This window comes from Paenibacillus shenyangensis (assembly GCF_000346635.1).
Classification (GTDB): domain Bacteria; phylum Bacillota; class Bacilli; order Paenibacillales; family Paenibacillaceae; genus Saccharibacillus; species Saccharibacillus dauci.
In genome coordinates, this window is record NZ_AOIG01000028.1 from 43,117 (window position 1) to 66,389 (window position 23,273).

Annotated in this window: 17 protein-coding genes, 1 pseudogene and 1 other annotated feature; of the genes and pseudogenes, 3 read left to right on the forward strand and 15 right to left on the reverse strand. The window is 45.1% G+C overall.

Annotated elements, in window-relative coordinates:
• Window positions 1–544: 544 nt before the first annotated feature.
• The 6 genes from H065_RS0121065 to H065_RS27205 form a co-directional block, all read right to left on the reverse strand.
• Window positions 545–907: a response regulator gene (locus H065_RS0121065; protein WP_017815074.1), complete on the reverse strand. Its 363-nt coding sequence runs from the start codon at window positions 905–907 to the stop codon at window positions 545–547.
• Between the two features lie 30 nt (window positions 908–937).
• Window positions 938–1,876: a LipP1 family hormone-sensitive lipase gene (gene lipP1 / locus H065_RS0121070; protein ID WP_017815075.1), complete on the reverse strand. Its 939-nt coding sequence runs from the start codon at window positions 1,874–1,876 to the stop codon at window positions 938–940.
• 254 nt (window positions 1,877–2,130) lie between these two features.
• Window positions 2,131–2,370, reverse strand: a complete 240-nt coding sequence (locus tag H065_RS0121075; protein WP_017815076.1) for a YkuS family protein — start codon at window positions 2,368–2,370, stop codon at window positions 2,131–2,133.
• Window positions 2,371–2,862: 492 nt separating this feature from the next.
• A complete protein-coding gene (locus tag H065_RS0121080) occupies window positions 2,863–3,231 on the reverse strand; it encodes a hypothetical protein (RefSeq protein WP_017815077.1) in 369 nt (122 codons plus the stop codon).
• Window positions 3,232–3,341: 110 nt separating this feature from the next.
• Window positions 3,342–3,572 (reverse strand): hypothetical protein, encoded by a 231-nt coding sequence (locus H065_RS0121085; protein ID WP_017815078.1) that lies wholly within the window; start codon window positions 3,570–3,572, stop codon window positions 3,342–3,344.
• Window positions 3,573–3,774: 202 nt separating this feature from the next.
• Window positions 3,775–7,584 (reverse strand): S-layer homology domain-containing protein, encoded by a 3,810-nt coding sequence (locus tag H065_RS27205; protein ID WP_017815079.1) that lies wholly within the window; start codon window positions 7,582–7,584, stop codon window positions 3,775–3,777.
• A gap of 351 nt (window positions 7,585–7,935) precedes the next feature.
• Here H065_RS27205 and exlX point away from each other — a divergent pair, with 351 nt between their 5' ends.
• Entirely contained in the window at window positions 7,936–8,607 is a 672-nt protein-coding gene (gene exlX / locus H065_RS0121095) for an expansin ExlX (RefSeq protein WP_017815080.1), read from the forward strand.
• A 177-nt stretch (window positions 8,608–8,784) separates the two neighbouring features.
• Here exlX and H065_RS0121100 read toward each other — a convergent pair whose 3' ends face one another.
• From H065_RS0121100 to H065_RS0121115, 4 genes are all read right to left on the reverse strand, one after another.
• Window positions 8,785–9,150 (reverse strand): hypothetical protein, encoded by a 366-nt coding sequence (locus H065_RS0121100; RefSeq protein ID WP_017815081.1) that lies wholly within the window; start codon window positions 9,148–9,150, stop codon window positions 8,785–8,787.
• A 130-nt stretch (window positions 9,151–9,280) separates the two neighbouring features.
• Window positions 9,281–10,273 carry a tryptophan--tRNA ligase gene (gene trpS / locus H065_RS0121105; RefSeq protein WP_017815082.1) on the reverse strand — a complete coding sequence of 331 codons (993 nt, stop codon included), beginning with the start codon at window positions 10,271–10,273 and terminating at the stop codon, window positions 9,281–9,283.
• A gap of 78 nt (window positions 10,274–10,351) precedes the next feature.
• Window positions 10,352–10,608: a binding site (T-box leader), on the reverse strand.
• A gap of 307 nt (window positions 10,609–10,915) precedes the next feature.
• Window positions 10,916–12,052, reverse strand: a complete 1,137-nt coding sequence (locus H065_RS0121110) for a DUF4179 domain-containing protein (RefSeq protein ID WP_017815083.1) — start codon at window positions 12,050–12,052, stop codon at window positions 10,916–10,918.
• On the reverse strand, window positions 12,049–12,627 hold the full coding sequence (locus H065_RS0121115) for an RNA polymerase sigma factor (RefSeq protein ID WP_017815084.1): 579 nt from the start codon (window positions 12,625–12,627) through the stop codon (window positions 12,049–12,051). Before H065_RS0121115 ends, H065_RS0121110 begins: the two co-directional genes overlap by 4 nt.
• A 263-nt stretch (window positions 12,628–12,890) precedes the next feature.
• On the opposite strand from H065_RS0121115, the gene H065_RS0121120 reads away from it, so the two are divergent.
• Window positions 12,891–14,135 (forward strand): outer membrane protein assembly factor BamB family protein, encoded by a 1,245-nt coding sequence (locus tag H065_RS0121120; RefSeq protein ID WP_017815085.1) that lies wholly within the window; start codon window positions 12,891–12,893, stop codon window positions 14,133–14,135.
• Window positions 14,136–14,584: 449 nt separating this feature from the next.
• Here the strand turns inward: H065_RS0121120 and H065_RS0121130 are convergent, their stop codons facing one another.
• Window positions 14,585–15,490 carry an ArsR/SmtB family transcription factor gene (locus H065_RS0121130; protein ID WP_017815087.1) on the reverse strand — a complete coding sequence of 302 codons (906 nt, stop codon included), beginning with the start codon at window positions 15,488–15,490 and terminating at the stop codon, window positions 14,585–14,587.
• Window positions 15,491–15,688: 198 nt separating this feature from the next.
• Between H065_RS0121130 and H065_RS0121135 the strand changes: the two genes are divergently transcribed.
• On the forward strand, window positions 15,689–17,185 hold the full coding sequence (locus H065_RS0121135; protein ID WP_017815088.1) for a glycoside hydrolase family 43 protein: 1,497 nt from the start codon (window positions 15,689–15,691) through the stop codon (window positions 17,183–17,185).
• A gap of 102 nt (window positions 17,186–17,287) precedes the next feature.
• On the opposite strand, the gene H065_RS0121140 is transcribed toward H065_RS0121135, so the two are convergent.
• The 4 genes and pseudogenes from H065_RS0121140 to H065_RS0121155 all read right to left on the reverse strand — a co-directional run bounded on the left by H065_RS0121140 (window position 17,288) and on the right by H065_RS0121155 (window position 23,254).
• The gene (locus H065_RS0121140; protein ID WP_017815089.1) at window positions 17,288–17,737 is read right to left on the reverse strand and encodes a hypothetical protein; all 450 of its coding nucleotides are present in this window, start codon (window positions 17,735–17,737) and stop codon (window positions 17,288–17,290) included.
• 185 nt (window positions 17,738–17,922) lie between these two features.
• Window positions 17,923–18,663, reverse strand: coding sequence for a sulfite exporter TauE/SafE family protein (locus tag H065_RS0121145; protein ID WP_017815090.1), 741 nt, complete (start codon window positions 18,661–18,663; stop codon window positions 17,923–17,925).
• Between the two features lie 158 nt (window positions 18,664–18,821).
• Window positions 18,822–20,144: pseudogene (locus H065_RS26530) on the reverse strand (DUF418 domain-containing protein).
• Between the two features lie 284 nt (window positions 20,145–20,428).
• Complete coding sequence (locus tag H065_RS0121155; RefSeq protein WP_017815093.1) at window positions 20,429–23,254, reverse strand: M14 family metallopeptidase; 2,826 nt, start codon at window positions 23,252–23,254, stop codon at window positions 20,429–20,431.
• Between the last annotated feature and the right edge of the window lie 19 nt (window positions 23,255–23,273).

The following is a 23,273-nucleotide window of genomic DNA, read 5'->3' on the forward strand; positions in this document are numbered from 1 at the left end:
TTAGGAAGGGAGCAGGATTCCAATGAAACAGGTTAGCGAAGCATACTAGATCGGTCTCACGCGGGAAAAGCGTCAGTGAAAACGTTTTTCGTGATATCGTGGTATGTGGGAACTCATCCCATATGCAAGGACATGGATGATTCATTGTAAATGTGCGGACGAACTTTCTTCACCGTAAATCAGGTGAAAACCCATGAACCGTCTATTGAGCCCGTCGAAAAGGGAAATAACGGACATGCGAAGCTTTTCGGATAAAGCTTCTCCAAAATGAAATCGATGAACAATCGCTAAACGATTGTCTGCGACTGCAGAGCTTGGACAATCGGCAGCATGGATCGGTGCAAGTCTATACCATGTCAAGCATGTGGATTGTTGTATAGGAGGATAGGTTACAATTGAATATTGCTACTAACGATTAAACCCCCACAGCCTTGTTAATTCAAGTATGTGGGGGATTTATATTTGTGTACATATACAGATAAAATGCATACGAAAGACCTGGGCAGCTGCTCCCCAGGTCTTTCGTATCGTCCAATTTACACGCTTACACGCCGAGTACTTTGTTAATAGCAATTTCTACACGGTCTTTTTGAAATGGCTTGACGATAAAGTCTTTGGCACCGGCTTGAATAGCATCTACGATCATTGCCTGCTGGCCCATTGCGGAGCACATGATAATTTTGGCACCAGGGTCCGAACTGCGGATAGAACGTACAGCTTCGATTCCATCCATCTCCGGCATGGTGATATCCATCGTCACCAGATCGGGCTTGTTAGCTTCATACGCTTTGACTGCTTCCAGTCCATTCCCCGCTTCTGCTACAATATCATGTCCCAGCCCAGCCAACATATCCTTTAGCATCATTCTCATAAATGCAGCGTCATCCACTACCATAATTTTAGCCATTTGTTTATTCCTCCAATAATTATCATTCATTTAGACATCCATTTGATATACCTGTCTGAGTCGTGCAGCAGCCTGGCGAATCGCTTCCTGTGTCCGATCCAGTTGACTCATTGTGACAAAGCCATGAATCATGCCATCATAACAGAGATATTCGACTTCTACGCCTTCTTCTTGCAGCCTGCGGGCATATTCGGCACCACTATCCCGCAGTGGATCATATTCTGCTGTAATGATCATCGCTGGCGGTAATCCGTTAAGGTCACTGCTCAGCACGGGTGAAGCATAAGGATGATTTTCATCATCCGGCTGTTCAAAATAACATTTGCGAAACCAATTCATCATATCGGCTGTCAGCAGATAGCCCTGACTGTTTTCCCGATAGGAACGTGTATCTGTCCCATTTCCTGTCGAAGGATAAAACAGCAGTTGATAACAGACAGAAGGTCCGCTTTTATCCCGGGCAATTATACAGGCAACGGTTGCCAGGTTCCCACCGGCACTATCTCCGCCTACTGCAATCTGCTCCGCATCAATACCATACTCTCCCGCATGTTCTGCAATATAATGCAGAGAGTCATACGCATCCCATACAGCTGCCGGAAAAGGGTGTTCCGGAGCCAGTCGGTAATCGACAGAGATGACGACACATTCCGCTTCACGAGCAAGCTTCCTGCATAATTCATCATGGGAATCCAGACTTCCCAACACCCAGCCTCCTCCATGGTAAAAAACAAGGGCAGGATGAACTTCAGCATCTGTCGGTGTATACAGGCGAACCGGAATCTGCCGGTCCTCTAGAGGAATAGTCCGATCCTCTACCCGGTATATATCGGTTTGGGAAGCGATTTGTTGTAGAGCTGAATTTTGTTCCATGGCACGAATCATTTTTGGATCGATGGAATCGAGAGCAGGCATCTGATACTGGTTATACATATTCAGGAAATCTTTGACTTGTGGATCAAGTGGCATAAGCTTCTCCTCTCCCTTTGATGATCAGATTTATGTGGGTTCTATACGGTCTATTCCCCATTTTTGCCGAATGACACGAGCAATCTCAGCCAGACAATCTTCTGCCTGCGGATAATAACCGAGTTTATCTACAAATGCGTGGTCCACCCCTTGATAGTGGAGCACAATGATCCTTTTATAAAAAAGGCAGACATTCTCTACTTGCCATAGAGTTATGCCTGCCTCGTATCAATCATAAGTACTTACATATGGTATTACTTCATCTTCTCGATGTAGTCACTCACGCGTTCTACTACTTCATCAATGGACATGCCTTCAATGCTTACAACCGGGAAATCATACAGATCCGTATCTCCATCATTCTGAACACGGATTACACCAAGGTCATAACCGGTCAGCTCCTGATCACTCTCTACCAGATCGACCTGATGTCCCTTTTCTTCCAGTGCTTCCTTTACATCATCAAACGGTTTTTCGACGGCGATTTTAGCCATAATAATAACCTCCCAAGATTCGATATGATTGTTTCGCTCTTTCTTTGCTTCCCCAACTTTGGCGATAATGAAACGAATACAGGAACTTGATAGTCGATATGAATGCTTGTATGCATGCATAGCATACGATGTGATGCCGTTAATTAAAGTACGTGCAATATCGAATCTAGGAGGTGCATCATACTATTAGCAATAAGATTTCATATTATTCGATCTGGATAGTCAATCTCATAGGGGCTTCCATATGATTACTAAAGTTTATTACTCATCAAATCCTTCCACTCCGTTCAGTATGAATTTAATCTTTTATCGGCACTTAGTTTACATATAAATTATTATGTAAACCAAAGAGATTATTATTTATCTTTTATCGCATTACATTATGCTTATTCGAGCTAAGAAAGCTGAACGACAGCCAAAAACCGTACCCCTGATTTGGCGGTACGGTTTTGTAGAATAATTTCCCGAATAATGTAGACTACGTTAGCAAATTTATTTATTACCGGCTTTACGCGAAGCGTAGAACTCGGCAGCTTTTTGCAGCATTTGCTGGAGCGAGCTGAATTGCGTATTCTGGCTCAGTTGATTATCCATTTTATCTTTGGGAACCAGCATTACCTGGGTAGCTGAATCATTATTGGAGCCAAGCCCCATCTTTTGCAGCATTTCACCTACTGATTTAAAGGATGTATACTTTTGCATAAATTCGGGAGTGAGCAGCTTCTCCAGGGGAAGTTTCTGAATAATCTTGTCCAGAGGCAGTTTGTTCAGCAGATCGATGATTCCGCTGCCACCTGACCCCTGACTTCCTTTGGTTTTTGTATCCAACAGCCCTTTTAGATTGTGTAAATTGAATCCCATTATAATTCCTCCTTTAGAATAATATTTATATGTTAAAAAAAGTAATATCGAAATAAATGCATTTTAGTTTACATAATTATTATTATGTAATTATGTTGCGCATTTTCCATTTAGATAAATTCCAGTATATTCTCCCAGGAATTAAGATAATCCAATTCTTGTTCGATCTGCTGTTGTTCAGCCTCTGCAGCTTCAGCAGTACAGCAATAATGCTGAAGACAAGATTCAGTGATTGGCTCTGCTGACGGCATCAGGGATAACGACTCCATATAAAAATAGTGTTCGGTCGTCTGTGTGATCGTAAACGTATTACCATGTTCCTCATTATTCATACATTTCATCCTGACCCTCTCCTTGTAATACAGGAATTATCTATCTGCTATCATGTTATTACAATTCGCTACTCTACAAATCAGCTTGAAGGATGAATTGTTTTCGGCGTTTCCTCCGCCTAGAGGTTGACTCTTCAGAAGACAAACATAGCAAAAAGCGCAATCTCCCTATTTTCAGGTTCGGAGATTGCGCTTTTAGGCTTATATGTGATTACTGAGAAGTGCCGGTTAACTGGTTCAACAGTCGCTGAATGATAGCGGCGCTCTCGGCACGGGTAAGATTTTTGGTGGGTTGGAATTGCCCTTTGGCATTGCCATTGAGCAGTCCCGAAGCGCTCAGATGATCAATCGCCGGTCTCGCCCAGGCGGCTGCCTTCGCGGTATCGGCAGGAGGACTACTGGAGACGGTGGCGTTCGCTGCTCCTGTATAATGCAATGCGCGCTCCATCATGACAGCCATCTCCTGCCGCGTTATTGTAGCATTCGGACGAAAACGTTCGCTGACATCGCCCTGGATCAGGCCCGCATGAGCAGCAGTACGCACGCTATCTTCATACCATGCCGAATTATCGATATCACGGAATGAGGTACTGCCGTTCTCTACGCCAGACAGACCCAGTGCTCTTACCAGAAGAGCAGCCATCTCGGCCCGGGTCACAGCAGCATCCGGGCGGAAAGAACCTTGTACCGTTCCTGTAATTACCCGCTGATCTGCCAGTCGGCTAATATCTGCCTGTGCCCAATGGCCGGATACATCATTCAATTGAACTGCTGAATTTAGAACAGCATACGTACTGTTGCTGCGGCTAAATAGAGTGACTGCTCCGTCCTTGGTATTGAAAGGTACCGGAGTATAGGTAGTACGGCCGTTAGTATCTGTCTCCACCCGTACAACAGCAATCCGGGCGGCAGGCACCAGACCAGCCACTTGCAGGGTGCGCCGGATATAACGATCCATCTGCTGGATCGGTTGTTTGTTCTCATTGGCATCCAGCGTATACAGATTGTATTGTACAGCGCTGCGTACTTGATAACCGCTGTCTTCTGCTTGCTGCATAGCGGCCGGGTCTGCTGACATTTCCAATACCAGACGCTTGGAAGCGCTATTGGAAGCTTGCAGCCAGTTGACTGGTATATCATAACTGCCTATCGGCGTTGTGACCGTGATTTGCTTAATACGATCCTGTTCGGTTAACAGCTGCTGCGCTTCAGGCTGCCATTGCAACCGATAGGTATCGGTAGCCTGTGTGGACTGCAGCCGGACATTCAGTGTCTGTGCTTCTCCTGATTGGGTGAGCATGGCTGCGGTGGCATCTGCGCTTAGTCCAGCTGCAGCTACTGCAGCCTCACCGTCTGTACTTTTAACAATTGGAAGCGACCAGCTGGAGACTGTACCATCTGTTGATGCACCAGCTGCAATTGGCATGGAATCGACTGCAGCTGGCGGAGTTGGAGTTACCGGCGGCGTACTGCCACCCGCTCCTGAATTTCCATTATTGCCTGAGCTGGTACCATTTCCAGGGATGCGACCCGGATGATCTTTGTCATCGTTCTTGTCGTTATTGGAACGGTTGGAGAAGTCAATCCGTGCCAGTAGCGGATCATGGTCACTTACTCGTCCATCGGCTTCCATGAAATCAGCATTGAGATGTACGATGTCCAGCTGTGCACGAGCTGCCAGACCACCAGTCATCAGAATATGATCCAGTGTCTGGGAGTTACCCTCATATACATAGGAATATCGTTCATTTTCCGGCAATGTATCTACCAGATTGGTTAGTACATTCCCTTTGAGAATCTGCAGGGTATTGGAGAATTGATAATCATTAAAGTCGCCGACCAGCACGATATTCGCGCTGCTGTTCTGCGCGAGCGTATCCTGAACGAAACGGTTGAGCAGCGTAGCCTGCTTGGCGCGCTGTACTTCACTGATTCGCTGAGGCGGCTGTGCAGCACCATATAGCGCCTGATCGCCTCCTTTGGAATTGAAGTGATTGGCTACTACAATAACCTGCCGTCCATGGAAGACGAACTGGGCAGCCAGCGATTTGCGGGAATTGGCAAATGCTTCGTTGCCCGGCTCTATCCTTCCCGGATTGTAGGTAAGTCCTTGCGGACCGTAGGTGACTGCTGTGACCGAATCTCCTTTTCCTCCAGCAGCCTCTGCCAGGGTTACACGAGCGGGATTATACAGGAAGCCGACACGGATATTGCCGCCGGGTGCTCCGCCGTCCTCATTATTTTGTGGAGCAATACTCGTATACCGATATTCCGGACCGCCAGCTGCGCGAATCTCGCGAATCAGCGCGTTGAAGCTGGTCTGGGCATCGGCAGTTCCATCATCTTTCTCTCCGTTATTATCCTGAACTTCCATCAGTCCGATAATATCCGGCGTATGCAGATTCTGAACGACATTCTGTGCGATTCGCCGGGTCTTCTCCTGATTAGCGGGATCATCCCAGAAGTTCTCCACGTTAAAAGAAGCAATGGTTAGCTGCTCAGTACCGTTATGCAGCGCTGACACTTCACGTTTTAGTCCACCGCTGACGATAGAAGGCAACCCTTTTTCCGGCAGGATTTTGAAATTACTATAGCTGTAGCTCATGATTCCATAGAGAGGGCCTTCGAATCGGTCGCCTGTCTTCACCGGCTGCTTGGGCTTCTCCCCGATCAGCAGACGGTTTGGATTAAACTGATTATTGGCGATTACAAGGCCTCCTGCAGGAGTTACATTGGGGCCGGCCTGCATATCCACCGTAACCGGAATCTCATACGTATAGGGTCCGATAATACTGGCATTATTCAATTGAACGCGCATGCCCTCCAGACTCTCATACAGATCTATACTGTAAGATGCCGGGTCAAAGGAAGCCAAACCTTCTGCAGAAGCAATCTGTCCCGGAATAATGCGACCGCCCTGCCCGATAATCGTAGACTGCGGTAGCGGCTGATTCTCGGCGAGACGATTGATTGACGAAGCTGCGATCTCGGTAGTCGTCAGATCACTGGCATCGCTATAGCCAGTCTCCTTGTACTCCTTCACCACACCATCTACACTGACCCGATCGCCTACTTTCATGCCATGAGCGGATTTGTATACCATAATGGCTTCGGAAGTACGATCATCCTGATCGGCCAGTGCATCTTCGGTCTGCATATAAAAGGTAGTTTTTCCTTTGACCATGGTAACGATTCCCTCTACTTCGCGTACTTCACGTCCTTCATAGGGAGAGCGCTGGGCTGTGCCCTGAATATCATGAATCGATAGTTGGATCGGTGGCTCGACTACCGGCGGAACTGCACCGGCAATATCCTCGACAGACCGTGGAATCAGCTGGATGCTGTCATTATACCGGGACAATACTCCTGTAACCGAGTCATAAGATTCTCCGGCAGTCAGCCATGGACTTTTACTATATACCGTAAAGCTGCCGCTGCTGTCCTCAAGTGTATAGTTATTACTGCTTTTGCCGGTTACGATGACTTTATTAATCCGGATAAGCTGTCCTTCATAGGGAGTATCCGCTGTAAAGTCTGCGGCTGTAATCGTACGTGCAGACACAGTCTGAGGCGTCTGTACCCGGATGTAGGTATCTGCTGCACTCGCTTCAATCTGCAGCAACTTGCGGTATTCGCTCAGCTTGCCGGTCGTCTCAATCTCCTGTCCCGGTTCGCCAGGCAAATTCTGTCCGCGGATCACGATGCCGGCACTTCCATCTTGAATGTATAGATTACTGTAATTACTTCCTGTGTCTTCTCTGTATGTAATCCATCCCCGGGCTGTTACCCTGCTGCCTGTACTTTGCTTCCGAATCTCTGATAACGCATATGTATTTGCACTGACAGAGACTGAATGAGCTGCCTGCTCTACAGATATTGGAGCTTTCTGCAGAGCAGGAGCAACCTCTGTCTGCAACTGTTCTGCGTAGATGCTGCTCGTTATTGTTCCTGCGGGAGCGATAGCCGAGGCTACCATAATGGCGGCTGCACTCAGACTGACCTTTTTCTTCCACTGCTTCATATGTATGATCCTCCAGTTCGGTAGTCAAAATCTTGATCGCTCCTAACATATCATATCAATGTAAAAATAAAAGCCTTTCTCTGTAAAAATCATACTTCTTCTCAAATACCTTGATTATTCCATACTTCACATACAAGAGTTCCTTATGATGAGAAATAGGCATTTATTGTTTTTAAAGTGAATATGTAGTACATTGTTAACGGTAGCTGTCCACTTATAGAAGCGAACTATATTTTTGTGAATCATATTAAGTTCATGACAACGAGAATAAGACAGCTTACCTTATTCTATGGATCTGGAGGGATTATATTGATAAAATGGTCGGTCACCCGCAAATGGAGTATACTCGGCATGATTGCCACCCTAAGTCTGGTATGGTTCGCTCTGCCAGCATCAGCTGCCTGGAATGATACATATAAAGGCTATGCGACTTATACCGGTTCCGGTTATTCAGGCGGAGCTGTGCTGCTTGATCCGATTCCTGCCAATATGGAAATTACTGCACTCAATCCGGCACAAATGAATTATGGCGGTGTCAAAGCAGCACTTGCCGGTGCCTATCTGGAAGTACAAGGTCCCAAAGGGAAAACGGTCGTCTATGTCACTGATCTGTATCCGGATGGTGCCAGCGGTGCACTAGATCTGTCTCCCAACGCTTTTGCCAAAATCGGAGAAGTAAGCAAAGGTAAAGTAGATATTCAGTGGAAAGTGGTCAAAGCGCCGATTAGTGGCAACTTTAGCTATCGCATTAAAGAAGGCAGTTCACGCTGGTGGGCAGCTATTCAGGTCAGAAACCATAAATACCCGGTTATAAAGCTGGAAGTGCAAAAAAATGGCAGCTGGGTAAGCCTGCCGAAGATGGATTACAATCATTTTGTCGGTGAACAATTGGGAAACAAGACGCTTCAGGTACGTATTACCGATATCCGCGGTAAAGTAGTAACAGATACGATTCCTGCACTTCCGGAAAGCGGTACTTCCAACGCTTATATTGTAGCTGGTCACACCCAGTTTCCTAATTAATATTGATTGTAATCACAAAATAGATCGACTAGGTATAAGGAAATATTCCGGAGTTCTTCGGTACACAGTAAGGCGGCTGCCTCTATAAAGAGACAGCCGCCTTTTACAATTCTGTGTTTTTTATAGATCAGATAATAAATTCGATGCTAAAAGCAAGTGATTTCTGGAATTATGAAATTATTGTCCACCTTTGCGGGCGGCATAGAATTCGGCTGCTTTTTGCAGCATCTGCTGCAAGGAACCAAACTGCGTATTCTGGCTAACCTGGCTATCGACCTGGTCGGTAGGCAGCTCTTTCACTTTCTCTGGTGAGTCAGTATTTGAGCCCAACCCTGTTTTTTGCAGCAGCTCGCCTATCGATTGAAACGGTGTATGTTTTTGCATGAATTCCGGAGTCAGCAGTTTGTCGAGCGGAAGCTTCTGAATAATCTGGTCCAGTGGAAGCTTGCTGATCATGTCCATGATTCCACCCGATGAACCATTATTGTTACCGTCTCCTTTATTGTTAAGCAGACCTTTCAAATTATCAAGATTAAAACCCATAATCTATTCCTCCCTATCTCATCTCGTTGCTATAGTATTGCTGCTCTGTTACAGGAACAAAAGCAGTCGTTCTTACTTCTTACCCGTAATTCAGGCAACTGATAGCCCGGAATGATAGGAACTACACGTGCTACTGTTCATGGCTGACTATGAATCCCATTGCTTTTGCAGCCTGACGCAAAGTCTTGTCGGCTATCATCGAAGCTTGCTCTGCTCCGCGTCGCAATATCTGATCCAGCTCACTGCTGCCGATAATCTCCGAGAAACGCTGTTGAATGGGTACCAGCTTCGCTACAACCACTTCAGTTAATTCCTTTTTGAATACACCGTATCCCTGCCCTGTGTAGCGTTGTTCAATCTCTTCTACCGGTTCACCCGAGAAGACAGCATAGATCTCGATCAGATTACTGATTGCCGGCTTTTGTTCCCAGTCGTAGCGTACCAGTCCTTCCGAATCGGTAACTGCGCGGGCTAGTTTTTTGCGGATACTTTCGGGTGAATCTTGCAACAGAATGTAGCTATTCTGGTTGGGATTGCTTTTACTCATTTTGCGAGAAGGATCATCCAGACTCATAATACGGCTGCCGATCTCGGTAATAATAGGTTCAGGCAGAGTAAATGTATGCCCATATCGGTTGTTGAACCGCTGAGCCAAGTCGCGGGTTAGCTCCAGATGCTGCTTCTGATCATCTCCGACAGGTACATGGGTCGCTTGATATAACAGGATATCAGCTGCCATAAGCGCTGGATAGGTAAATAACGCAGAACTGACGCTATCCTGGCTGTCTGTCTTTTCTTTGAATTGGGTCATTCTGCCGAGTTCCCCATAGTGTGCCTGCGTCTCCATCAACCATCCCATCTGGGCATGAGCACTTACCTGGGATTGCAGGAAAATAGGTGATTTATCATGATCAATACCGGCAGCGATGTAATAAGCCGCGATCTCCCTGGATCGTTCGTGCAGTTCTCGCGGATCCTGATATACCGTAACAGCATGCAGATCGGGTATAAAGAAATAGCTCTCGTATTCATGCTGATACTTTACAAACTGACTCAGTGCTCCTCCATAACCTCCAATATTCAAATCACCGCTGGGTTTGATGCCTGACAAAATCCGTTTCATTCCAATTCCTCCTTCATGAATATTATTCGTCTCCTGTAACAAGCGCCCGGAACGCCAAAAAGCACTTCATCCCTATCAACAAGGGACGAAGTGCTTGATTCTCCGCGGTACCACCCGAATACGGCCATATGGCCGCTCTCTATCCTGTCACAACGACTAACAGGTCTCCCCGAGATAACGGAGGGATGCCGTCAACGCCTACTAACCATCTGGGATCGTGTTCGGATTGAAGCGAATAGACCCATTCACTCAGCTTCCATGTACCGGACCTCTCACCAATCGCCGGCTCGCTTGGACAATTCTGCTAAGTTACTCCTTCTATTCATAGCTTTGATATGGGTGACGTATAATTGATCTTATTTTAGCGAATGATATCGTAATCGGCAAGATTTATTTTATATGAAGCAGTGAAATGGTAATAAAATAATAGAGAGTGTAGTGAAATAAAATACAGATTAAGAATGCGAAATCATTTTAGTTTACATAATAATAATTATGTGAATAATAAAAGAGAAAATTTTATCATAGTAAAATAATAGCCAGCAAATCGATAATTGATTTGCTGGCAAGATAACATCTGTATGATGCAAAAAGTATAGTATGGAAGGACAATCTAATAACATAGGGTTCCTTTGGTTTGTTTTAACGATCTTTCTGCTTTTGCTCTGCGACCAACTGCCCCTTTTGCTCCCAATGAAGTGGTATTTTGATGGTAGTGCTTTTTCGTTTGGGAGATATGGCATCAGATGTCCCATCAGAAGCTATTTTCGGTGGGTCGTTGAATATAATTTTTATATATTTGGGATGAGGATTCTGAAGTGTAAAAGGGTCAAATCCTCTAATTATTTCTCCCGATGATCCTCCCCCACCTGCTGGTGCCAATACATGGCCCTGGTCATCCATTACTTGAATCATAGGTTCCCAGTAAGAAGACAGCGAATCTCCTGTAATAGTAATCTGATTGGATACGGGACCCAGTATTAATTTTTTCACTTTTAGTGTACGTCCATTCATTGTAAAAGGTAGATCAGGATACATGGTCTGGGTGTAAGGTTTACTTTTTTGCAGAGAAATAGGGATCGTTAACTTCCAATCCCCTCTCACATCCGTGATCCGCTCACAGAAAAGAGTAACATTCATCTTATCGGGAAGACTGTCATCAATAAAACTGATGATAGCCACACCTTCGAGGTGATTCGAATCAATCAATGTATTTGTAGGTTCGGTCATCGCTCCATTACGATTGGCTCCATGAAAGTCATAGTCCAACCACGGCCCCGGATTACTTCCCTTGATCCGCTGCTTGCCTTCCTTGTCGATCACTTCATAGCTAATCAGGATATTGACCCCATCATAAAACACATCATTTACCGTCAAAGAAATCCCCTGGTCTGTCACGGAATCATTGAGGGAATCGGCAAGCTGCTTCTGTTCAATACGTTGATATTCCGGATTCGTCAAACCACTCTGATATAAGCGGTTAACAAAGGATATACTGCGTAACGCTTCACCAATCGAAGGGAATAATGCGGCTGTGAATAGTACTCCCACACCAAGTATAAGTGTACATAGAATAGCGATTTGCCATTTAGGGCGATTCCTGAGCTTGGCATATCGAGCTTCCTTTTTGGAGTTGGAAGTATGATATTCTGACCAGATCCGTTCAAAAGAAAGCGATGTTTTCCATTCCTGTTCGGATGAGGTGATCTCGCTCTGAATACTTGCTTCTAATTCCTCTAATTCCCGATTGGAGAGCTTATCATGTCTTGGGTGATTCATGATCGATCCTCCTTTATAACAGGTTTTGTAGAGCTGTTTTTATTGGAGTAAAGTATTTCTTCGTCCAAGGCCAATTCTCTTAATTCATGACATTTTCTTAGTTTACACAGACCGGCGTGAAGTCTGGATTTGCAAGTACCGGGAGAGATATGGAGAGCTTCCGCAGCTTCGACCAGTGATAATTCGGCATAATAATGAAGTACAATGACTTCACGTTGTTTGAGAGAGAGCCGCGAGACGGCCGTCCATAACATATGTCCTCTTTCCTTTTGCAAAATGATCTGGTCGGTATAGTCTTCTCCTGTTTGTTCAGGTAATCGACCTAATAGCACCTGCCACTTCCTTTTACGATAATAGCCACGAATCAAATTTACTGTTATTCGCGCAATCCATGGACGGATAGGCTGGTCGTTATTATATAGATGATATTTGCGAAATAGCTGAATAAAAACTTCCTGCGTCATATCGTCGGCTAATATACGGGAGCGGGTCATAACCAAAGCAATACGGAATATGTAGTGAGAATGCTCTTCAAATAAATGCTGCGCTTGCTCTTGAGATAGAGACTCATTCAACGGTTCATCCTCCTTTTTGTATATATATGCTTTTAAAAGCCAAAGTGTTCGGTATTTACAATAAATTAGTATATAAAGCATGGTGGCACATATATTTTTCTTTCTTACAATTGAAAACAAATAATGGGTCATTCTAATGTATTTCTAATTTTGGTTACGTAACAATAATTATGTAAACTAATTTGAATTGTGTTTGCCAGAACAAAATATAAGCTTGTAACGTCTATATATTTATACCAAATTTATCTTTAAGGAGTACTTAGATGAAAAACAAATTCACAACTTTACAGAAAATATCTCTTCCACTCCTGTTTGCGTTGACAATAGGGGCGGTGCCGTTCATTTATGCTCACGGAACGCCTGCGTATGCTGCAGATCAACTCGGTGATCCAGCACCAACGGGTTCTACCTTTCAACAATTAACTCCAGACTGGGAGAAAACAATTCGCAAACCTCAATATGGTTTTGATGCAGAAATAAGTACCTATGCAAATGGACGCGTGTACTACAAATTAAAAGAGCAAATTGCCGCTGCTGAAGTAACAAGCGGGAAAACAAAATGGACGGTTCCGGTCACTATGGCTGCCCCTCCGGTAGCGGATACGACCGCGCTGTATGTGATCAATAAGCAGAATCTGCTATACAAGCTAGATCAGAAAACCGGTAAAGTATTGTGGAAATCGACGATCCCTCATCCTGAAACGAAAAAGAACCCTGTGCCAGTAAACGTTCTTGTACAAGGGAATCTCGTTATTACTAGCGACTCGCATACATTAAGTGCTTTTGACCGTGTCAGCGGGAAATTGAAATGGCAGGACAGTAAAACGTCTAATGCAGGTTACCGGGTGGAACAAAGTGGTAATACAGTCATTCTGGCTATGCCGGATCGCCCTAACTGGCAGCGCGGTAATCCTTTTTATGCATATGACAGTCGCACAGGTCGGCTTCTCTGGAAAACAGCAGCTCGATATAATAAAGCAATCACCGTCCAGGATGGGTATGTATATAGTCAAAAATACAAAACCGAAGAAACTCCCGGTTACACAGTCAACATAGACAAAATCGATCTGCAGACCGGTAAAGTGGTTCAGACTTTTGGATATCTCATCGATAAGGAAGCTTGGTCCGGTTGGGGCGCTTCTGTTGATTATTATGATGGAGATTTTTACGTTATACGCACCATCAGTTATGAAGATCGTCAATGGGGATTGTTCCGTATTCCTTTAGGTACACTTTCCGGTTCCAAACCAGTAGCATCGTATAGTTTCTACACACCGATCTACCAGGTTAATTGTAGCGGAAATGTATTGGCAGTTGCTCTCATGGACGAGCATGTATATTTTCTGAATCGGCAAAATGGTCAGCAGCTCGGTGTCTCTATTTTTGAATCGAATTTCTTCAATACGACCCTAGACGCCGAAACCCATTTTCTTATTCAGACAGCCGGCAAAATATCGGCAGTAAGAATTCCGGAAATTCCTCTTGATGATAAAAAATCCAAGAAGTAAGTACGAGTGATTACGTTTGGATATAATATACATTTATTGATTAATATAGTTATTTAGAAGGTGCATAAGTGCTCGTATATCAGTAAAATAAGCCCTTAAAATAAAAACAGCGTATAATTTATATTATACGCTGTTTTTTAGAGCGAATATTCTATAGATTCTAGATTAGCTATTTTGCAAAGAAAAGGGGTTCTTTCCGTAGTATCTTCTCACTCTCTACATCTCTTCCAGTAAATCATCTGCATACTGTAAGCGATACTTCGCGAATTCAGTACGCTCTTTAATATGCCCTGGACTACAATCAATTAAAGTGATCAATGTTGAATCATCGTCTATTTCGTTATCGTTTTGCCCAGTATTGGAATAATCCCATCCGTTGCTTGGCCCCAAAAGCTCAACGCGATTGAATGAACCATCACGTCATTCGCCAGCTTCATATTCAGCCCTCCTTATACATAATAAGCGCGTACCGCAATATCCTGATCATGGTTACCAAATCCCGCGCCGTACAGAGTGAGACCACCTACATGAGCTGCATCCTCTTCCACAGCAAAGCGTAATGTCCAATAAGATTCCTGCAAATTCAGATCAGCGATCGTTATATCCGACATCCGTTTTTCATCCATATAAGTTCCCGATTTATCCATACGAATTGTCTTGAGCAGACCGTACTGATTCAGATTCCGATGCCACCACTCTGGAGTATATTTGCCGCGTGCCGCTCTGCCGAAATCCGCCGGGCTGGTCCATGTACCGAGCCGAGTACCATTGAATGTAAAAGTGATATCCGATAGCCAGGCATCTCTCAGCCCTGGTGCTTCCGAAGCGATTTCCATCGAGATCTCGATCCGCTCCGCAATCTGTTCCTGCTTCAGTGGATTGCGCAGTTTGTATTCCACATACCCTTTGGCGAACCAGAGAATAGCAGCCTGCACACGCTCGGGATCATGAAAATAACCCGGATCATCCCATACCCCCAATTCTTTTTCCAATGTACCGATTCCACAGGTTGGATACACTTCACAACCGACATAATGACCTACCGGAATATGATGCTCCGTGACGCCATTCAAGCGTGAAGAGGAAGGCAGTGTAATCTGAATACTATCCTGTACAAGAAAGCACAGTTTATGGGTACCTCCCTCTCTTCGTACCCTGCGACTACTGATTATTCCTGCTGCCTCTAATTTGCGTACATGCATAGTTACTATAGATGGACTGAGCTGCAGCATGGCGGCGATCTCTTTGACGCTTTTCTCACCGCTCACGAGGAACTCCATGATCTTCCATCTCACCTCGCTTGCCAGTGCTTCATATACAGGTAGATATTGCGATTGGCCATCCGTTTTTAGCATGGATATATTCTCCTTCAGCTCAAGCAATGAATTCACATTTATATGAATTTAACTCAATTTGGTTAATGAAGCAACGCTTGATGTATTGAAAGTGATCTGCTGCTGGTGTTTAATGATAGAGGCTGCAGCCTTTGAATGATTTTATCTGACAACTATACTTCTCAATGATTAGACAGCTAAATACAATGAGGTGACAGCATGCGGTACAACAATCCGGTTATCAAAGGATTTTACCCTGATCCAAGTGTATGCAAGGTGGACGATACCTATTATCTCGTCTGCAGTTCATTTCAGTACTTTCCGGGTATTCCGTTGTTCGAGAGTAAAGACCTGATTAATTGGCAGCAAATTGGACATTGCCTGACCCGTCCTACTCAGGTTCAGCTGGAACAGGTAAGTAGCTCGGGTGGTGTGTTCGCGCCTACAATCCGTCATTATCAAGGGCTCTTTTATGTAACAACGACCAATGACACAACCAGACAGAATTTTTATATATGGACCGATGATATTTACGGCGAATGGTCGGAGCCGGTATTTGTAGATCAGGGCGGAATCGATCCCGACCTTTATTTCGAAGAAGATCGTGTGTATTTCATGAGTAACGGCGAAGATGATGAGGGTATCCCTGGCATTGTGCAGTGCCAGATTGATATTGCATCGGGGCACAAGTTGACGCCAAGTCGTACGATCTGGCAGGGATCCGGCGGGCGGTATCTTGAGAGTCCGCATATGTACAAAATTAATGGCCGCTATTACCTGCTCGCTGCAGAAGGTGGCACCGAGTATGGACATATGGAGACATACGCCCGTAGTCACTCGGTAAACGGACCCTTTGAAGCTTATCCACTCAATCCGGTACTGACCAATCGGAATCTGGGTGGTTATGAGCTGCAAGGTGTGGGCCATGCGGATCTGATCGAAGATCATCAAGGGAACTGGTGGCTGCTGCATCTGGCATTCAGACAGATTGGGCGCTGGCAGACTTACCATCACTTGGGTCGCGAGGTGTTTTTGACTCCGGTCACTTTTGATGAAGAGGGTTGGTTTACGGCAGGTCATGAAGGTACGACTTTGATGACATTTGAAAGTGATCGTCTTCCGGATAGTCTGATCCAAGCGGAACAGAAGCTGTATACCTTTGATAATACCGATTGGAATATTGACTGGTGTTATCTTCGCCACCCTTCGCTCGCCAATTATACATTGGAGCCGAATAGACTCTTGCTCCATGGGAATGAAACTACGCTGAACGAGGCGGGTTCGCCTGCTTTTATCGGTATCCGGCAAAAGGATTTTGATGCAGAGATCTCGTGTGACTTGCAGGTTCACGCCGGACAGGGAGGAATCACCCTCTATATGGATGAGCAGCATCATTATGATTTGAGTGTGTATAGAGATGATTCGAGATACAGGGTCATCCAGCAACTCACAATTGGGAGTATTCCCTCTATACCGAATGAAGCAGCTTTTGCACCGAATGACAATCAACCAGTGACACTCATCATCCGGGCAGAACGTGAACGGTATAACTTCTTCGCTCGTATAGAAAATCGCGAGATTCCACTGGGCAGCGTGCAGACGAAGTATCTTTCTTCCGAAGTAGCAGGCGGATTTACAGGTGTGGTTATCGGCTTGTATGCGTCAGGAATAGGTTCAACGGCGACGTTTTCCAATTTCCAAGTACAATATGTATGAAGAATCAGTAGTTATATCGATAGATTCACTTTATAAAAAGAAGCCCCAAGACCTTTACACAAAGGTTCTGGGGCTTCGCTTTTATAATTATTGAATACTTCGTTATCCTTCGTTCGCCTGATAGGTTCCTTCTATATTGATATACGCCTGGGAATCTGTCGAAATGGCTACCCGATATTCAGATAGACCCTCCACGCCCTCTTCTGACTGAAAATTAACACTGCTTCCTCGTTCACCATTTTCCACAATGTCTACATGCACAGGTATCCATTCTCCTTTTTGCTGGCTATATCGCTCATAGGAGATGACAGTTCTGGCTTTCTCGGGCTGTTGCACTTCAATATATACCCATGCACCAGCAACTGCGTATACGTCTGCAGCAAACTGCAAGTCACCTGGCTGAAGCTCATAGTATTCATAAATAATTCCCATGCCTGCCTGTGGAGACACACCTCGCTCTGTACCTGTTCCCTCTGCTCCGACCGTTCCACTTCCGGACAATGACAGCACCAATAATAAAGCGATAAACAAAAACCTGTTTATACCCTTCATAATTAACCTCCCTCTACAATTGAGAAATTCCGGTTTCCGGATGTGGGAGCAGCAGAGAAGTAAACCGAATTTAACTTATTTTACCATATTAAACATATAGTAATTTGTAGTTTGTGTAAAATAAGCAGAAATAATATTCCGCACAAATGATATGACTTCATACATACAGTAAAAGAAAATGACGATTAGAACACTCCCAGACCTGTGAGCAATGTCCAGATACCCGAGAGTATAATCAAACCCAGCGAATACTTTTTGAATTTTTGTTCATTTAAATGTCGAACTGCTTTGGCTCCGATCCAGGTCCCAATAAACATGACCGGCAGCATCCAGACCAGATACAGACTAAGCTCCCGATCGATCAGTCCACTGTAGGCAAAAGTAACGGTAGTCACGGCATTCAGAATCACTCCTACCAGAGCCAGGTTCGCCCGGAACATCTGCTTCGACATGCCCTGGTTCGATAACATCAATGCCATTGGCGGGCCACTGACCGATATACTTCCATTGAGAACGCCGCTAATCGCTCCAGCAGAGATGTAGGCCGCTTTCTCATTGGCAATAGGAAAAGAACGACCGCTGATCAGAAAAATAGCAAAAACAGTGATCAGTATACCTGTGATGATCTTGAGCGTACTACCACTTATAATAATCAGAAATAAAGTACCCAGCGGCGCTGTAATCACACTTGCTATAATCAACAAAGCAATTTTGCGGATATTGGCATCGCGGCGAATCGACAGGAATACGGAGAGACAAATCAACATACTCAAAATAACAATGATTGGCACTGCGCGCTGAATCGGCATAAACAGGCTGAGCAGCGGCAGTGCAATCAGTGCAAATCCAAAACTGGTCAATCCCTGAACAAAACTCGCAACAAGAATAATAGCGGCTCCTGCCAAAATCGCCTGTACTATAATCATATATACTCCTTTGTTGTAAAATAGTATGAATTATGCCGTACACTCTTCTTCTTTTATGACTATTGTACACAAAAAGAGAACTCTTTTATCATAAAGAGTTCTCTTTTGAATATTTCATTATCAGCAGCTGGTTGCTCCCTTTGCAGACAGCTGAATCCTTACTTTACAGGTGTCGTCACCGGCTTGGCGGAACTGAACAATCCATCAAACCGACGCATCAGATTCTCAAGCGGACCCGAAGACATCCGGGAGAACAGCCAACCTATCAATAGCCCCATCAGTACAACGACAAGGTCATGGAAAGGCACATTTTCCATACTGTAATCTATATTCAACAAGCTCAAGATCCATACGATGACAAACTGTAATGCGTACATGGTTAACGCTACACGTCCTACAGCAGCAAACGGAATCAATACAGCAGATAATTTGTGGGCTATAAGACATGACGCACCGAGCGCAATAAATGCCATACCGAGTCCAATCCACGTCTGGAAAGTCGATGCAGTATGTGGCGCAGTCGTGAACAGCATGTTCCATAGTGCAGGCGTCGTATTCAGCGGCCAGATCGCATATTCATCAGGTGGTGCAGCAGAATAATCAATAACGCTGATCAGCCACTGTTCTCAGCGGGCGCTCCATCCCGGTACTACCAGGTTACCCAGCAGCTTGCCTGTGACCAGCATGACGATACCTCCAACAGTAAGCGATACTCCTGTACGAATACGCGTCAGATCGATACGCCCAATAGCCATTCCTGCGACAAAAACAGGTGCCAGTGCCAATGCGGACATCGGACCACCGGCGATATCACTTAGCAGATAACTATCCTTTAACATGCTCGACCCGAACAGCATCAATGGCGGTGCCAAAAAGAGCAAAACTACTGCGGTCGTTGCGATGGTACGTGTCGAGCGCCGAACCAATAATAACGCCAGTACAAACAAAGCGGCATAAGCGGGTAATATGATTCCGTACGAGGTATTGAGCATAATCAGAAGATAGCCGATGATGTCCACGAATACTGCACGAGCAATCATGCGTGCACGGAACGCTATCGGCTCCGATCCTCTTTCCATCATACGCTGAGCCATGATGGAATAGGATATTCCTCCGCACAATACAAACAGCAGTGTCGTGTTACCTGCTACAATAGACGAGATCGTCAAATTGGAACCGAAATGCTGCAAATACATACCGAGTACAGCCAGACCACGAGCTGCATCCAGAGCGATCAAGCGTCCACCTCCTTTTCGTCTGGATATTGCGGTTGTGCTACGAGAACGTGATTGTATTGGTGTCGCGCTATCTCCGACTACTTCATTCGGTTGATTCGTCACCATATCTCCTCTGGATTGCTCCCCATTGACTGATTCTGCACCAGATGGGTCAACTTTTTCTACATATTTTCTGACGGACCTGTCTGTCCGCTGAATACTGCTTAACAACTTGAACTCCTCCTCATTCCATTCCAACTTCATTAATCGCATCCTCATCCTGTATCTACAGACGTGATGTGCGTTCTTCATTCAATATACTTCGCAGATGTCGCCAAAGTTTGATCAACTTGTAAACAATATGTCACAAACGTCAGGTATGGCAGGATATCATAAGCAGCAGAGAACCGTAACTGTTAATGATGCAGGGTCTCAGAAATATCTCCTTCTTCTCGATTCCCCTAAACAAATGTCATCAGAAAAGCAACCTTACCCTGAACAGATCGCTGGAGTAAGGTTGCTGGTTCTCTATATTTAGGAGGTTCTCTTTATTCGGATGCACCGGGTGCAGCATGAAATACAGAGTTGGCCAATAGACGGAACTGATGCTGTGGATGTGCGTCACTCGTCAGATCATTGGCGAATACAGTTACATTTTTGCTTTTATCCTTATAAGTAAAAGCAAGAATTTTGCCTTTGGCTTGATCATATTTGGGCCACCAACCCCCTTTGTAAAAGTCGGGTTGTTTGCTGATCATTGCGAGTACTTTGGCTGTTTTTGGTACGGTAGTGACATAGGAACCGGACAAGGTGTACAAGTATTCCTGGGCATCATAGGATGCAGTAATCGGATTGTCCTGCTTGATATCGGTCCGGAATACTCCCTCATATCGCTCCCACGTCGGACCGGCAAAGGAAAATCCGGGAATCCAGTCCTTTATATTCACCATGCCCATATTGCCATAGGCAATATAAGGTTTACCGCTGGCTACCAGCTTATCCGAGTCAAAGGTATTAACCAGTACATCGGCGCTCTGCTGATTCTCGGTCACTTTGAATCCGAGATTTTTGAGTACATAAGCAGACTCGCCAAGAGCAGCTACGACAGAGGGCTTGAGTACTTTGCCCTGCGGCTTGCTACCGTGGAATGCAGCTGTATCCACATAGTATTTGGATATAAGCGGCTTCAGATCATCGGTGGCTGCTACAAAGTCTCCGGCTTCTATCCCGGATTGGCTGCTGGTTAGCATGGTTACCTTTTTACCGGAAGCAAGCAGATGATTCACTACTTGTATCGCATCATTATTGGTATTGCGTATAACGGTATAGGAAGTATGAGCAGGCAACTGCGTAGCAGGTACGAATACTGAAGTTACAGCCGATGTTTTACCTGTAAAAGCTCCAACATCCCGGACAGAGTAGCTGCTGAATCCGCGCAGATCCGGAAAGTCCTGTACCATCTCGCCGGCTACAGAAGGATAATCGGATACATCGACTCCATCATACAGAACCATATTTGCGATACCATGTTCCGCCTGATGCATATTTACGACGAATGATCCTGCTGGATAAGTGTGACCTCCTGTAGTCACCGGTTCGATAGAACGCTCTACCTTTACCCCGTTACGAAGGAAGTACTTGATCATCCGGTATGTTTCCAGTGGGTTCTTTTGCAATGCTTTATCGATCGGCAGCACATAATATTCCGGGAAAAAGTTATCATTACCATGACGCGGACGACCAATGATCTTGTTTTTGGCATTTACGAGATACGGATCTACCGTGCGACTGTCTATATTGTTGATCCCCCGTTCATAGATTTTGAGCTGATTGAGGAAAAGATTCTGTTTGTTTTCCATCACATAATAAGTTGCTGCTGCCGCGCTATAATAGAGTGCGTTGGTAGAATCTTCATTCGTCTCGGGAATCTCGAGAGTATGTCCCATTGCACCATGATGCATGGCAAATACAGCAGTATAGGCAGCAGAAGCATCATCCCAGCCAGACGATGTTCCTTTGGATACATAGCCAGGGTTTTCTACCGTTTTCCGGTGTTCTTCATATGGAATATGGTAATAATCATATTTGGTATTGGCGATACCGGCTTCTCCCATGTCTTTGGCCTGCTGCACCATATGGTCGATCAGCAAATCGTATTCGATATTCGGATCATGCGGCGGTGTAGCCGGCTCGATCAGAAAGTTCTTGTCGAATCCATGCATATCCAGAAAGGATATCGGTGACCATTTGGCAATCTGCTCGGTGACACTGCGTGTTTCCGGCTGAGTCTGATAAGAATTATCCCGATTCAGATCAAAATAGGCGGCATTGGTACGTTCAAGATGCACTCTGCCATCCGGATTATCCGTATAGACAAGAAGGAAAAACACATGATTCAGCGCATCATCCATGTTCATCTGCACTGTGTTCGGTTGATCATCTGATGTTTTGGTCTTGTAAGTAATCTGTTTGGCCAGAGCAGTTGTTTTAAAATAATTCATAATCGAATCGACTCCAGGCGCTTCATTGGGGTGAATATTATTGAGCCAGACAGGCACTTGATAATCTCCAAACGTTCCGGACTGGATATCTTTTTCCAGCTGTGCCGGATCATTCATCATTGCTGGATGAGTGATTGTTTGATATTTGTCCACTACCGCCTTGTCCCTGGCTACGATCGTCATATAAATATCACGGCCTTCTACGGATTTGTCGATGGACAGAGTGTGAATATATCTGTTGTTCTGACGTGCAGCCTGTGCAGTGATAGCGTCAATCTCCGGTTTAAGCTCCTCATACGTATGATAACTGTCGTAAGGAGTCAGCTTGACGGGTGTGCGGGCAATAACTTTGCCATTTACTGCGGCAGAGAGGCTGAATGTACCCATAAGTGACTTGTACAGAGGTCTTTGCAGAAAAGGTGCTGACAGATTCTCTGTATCATAGGGAAGATCAAAGGTAATTGTAGCTGTCGCTTGTCCATTTACTACTCGAACCGGTGATACTGTAATAAAAGGGGCGCCTTCATATTCTCCATTTTTGTATTTTTTCCATTCAGACAGCGGTTTGCCGCCATAGGTCCAGGTGACCTTTTTGGGATCAACGCCTTGAGGGAGACGGAACATTGCTTTAAGGGCCCGCTTCTGGGTCATGGATACGGTATGCTTGTCCAGCTTCAGTGTCTGAATATGGCGATCAGCCGTAGTAGGAGTGCCGGTCGTTGATTGATGCGGCTGCACTGATGTAACTGATGTAATTGTCTCGGTACTCAGCACAGGCTGAGCCATGGCAGTAAAAGGTGCTGAAGTACTGATAAGTACGCTAATAGATAAAGTTAATGCAGAATAAAAAGGGATCTTGGATTTTCGGTTCATTGCCTTGTCTCCTTGGGAA

Excerpts from the sequence above, each read along its gene's own strand:
- H065_RS0121065 (WP_017815074.1), bottom strand. The coding sequence starts at position 907 with ATGGCTAAAATTATGGTAGTGGATGACGCTGCATTTATGAGAATGATG.
- lipP1 (WP_017815075.1), bottom strand. The coding sequence starts at position 1,876 with ATGCCACTTGATCCACAAGTCAAAGATTTCCTGAATATGTATAACCAG.
- H065_RS0121075 (WP_017815076.1), bottom strand. The coding sequence starts at position 2,370 with ATGGCTAAAATCGCCGTCGAAAAACCGTTTGATGATGTAAAGGAAGCA.
- H065_RS0121080 (WP_017815077.1), bottom strand. The coding sequence starts at position 3,231 with ATGGGATTCAATTTACACAATCTAAAAGGGCTGTTGGATACAAAAACC.
- H065_RS0121085 (WP_017815078.1), bottom strand. The coding sequence starts at position 3,572 with ATGAAATGTATGAATAATGAGGAACATGGTAATACGTTTACGATCACA.
- H065_RS27205 (WP_017815079.1), bottom strand. The coding sequence starts at position 7,584 with ATGAAGCAGTGGAAGAAAAAGGTCAGTCTGAGTGCAGCCGCCATTATG.
- exlX (WP_017815080.1), top strand. The coding sequence starts at position 7,936 with ATGATTGCCACCCTAAGTCTGGTATGGTTCGCTCTGCCAGCATCAGCT.
- H065_RS0121100 (WP_017815081.1), bottom strand. The coding sequence starts at position 9,150 with ATGGGTTTTAATCTTGATAATTTGAAAGGTCTGCTTAACAATAAAGGA.
- trpS (WP_017815082.1), bottom strand. The coding sequence starts at position 10,273 with ATGAAACGGATTTTGTCAGGCATCAAACCCAGCGGTGATTTGAATATT.
- H065_RS0121110 (WP_017815083.1), bottom strand. The coding sequence starts at position 12,052 with ATGAATCACCCAAGACATGATAAGCTCTCCAATCGGGAATTAGAGGAA.
- H065_RS0121120 (WP_017815085.1), top strand. The coding sequence starts at position 12,891 with ATGAAAAACAAATTCACAACTTTACAGAAAATATCTCTTCCACTCCTG.
- H065_RS0121130 (WP_017815087.1), bottom strand. The coding sequence starts at position 15,490 with ATGCTAAAAACGGATGGCCAATCGCAATATCTACCTGTATATGAAGCA.
- H065_RS0121135 (WP_017815088.1), top strand. The coding sequence starts at position 15,689 with ATGCGGTACAACAATCCGGTTATCAAAGGATTTTACCCTGATCCAAGT.
- H065_RS0121140 (WP_017815089.1), bottom strand. The coding sequence starts at position 17,737 with ATGAAGGGTATAAACAGGTTTTTGTTTATCGCTTTATTATTGGTGCTG.
- H065_RS0121145 (WP_017815090.1), bottom strand. The coding sequence starts at position 18,663 with ATGATTATAGTACAGGCGATTTTGGCAGGAGCCGCTATTATTCTTGTT.
- H065_RS0121155 (WP_017815093.1), bottom strand. The coding sequence starts at position 23,254 with ATGAACCGAAAATCCAAGATCCCTTTTTATTCTGCATTAACTTTATCT.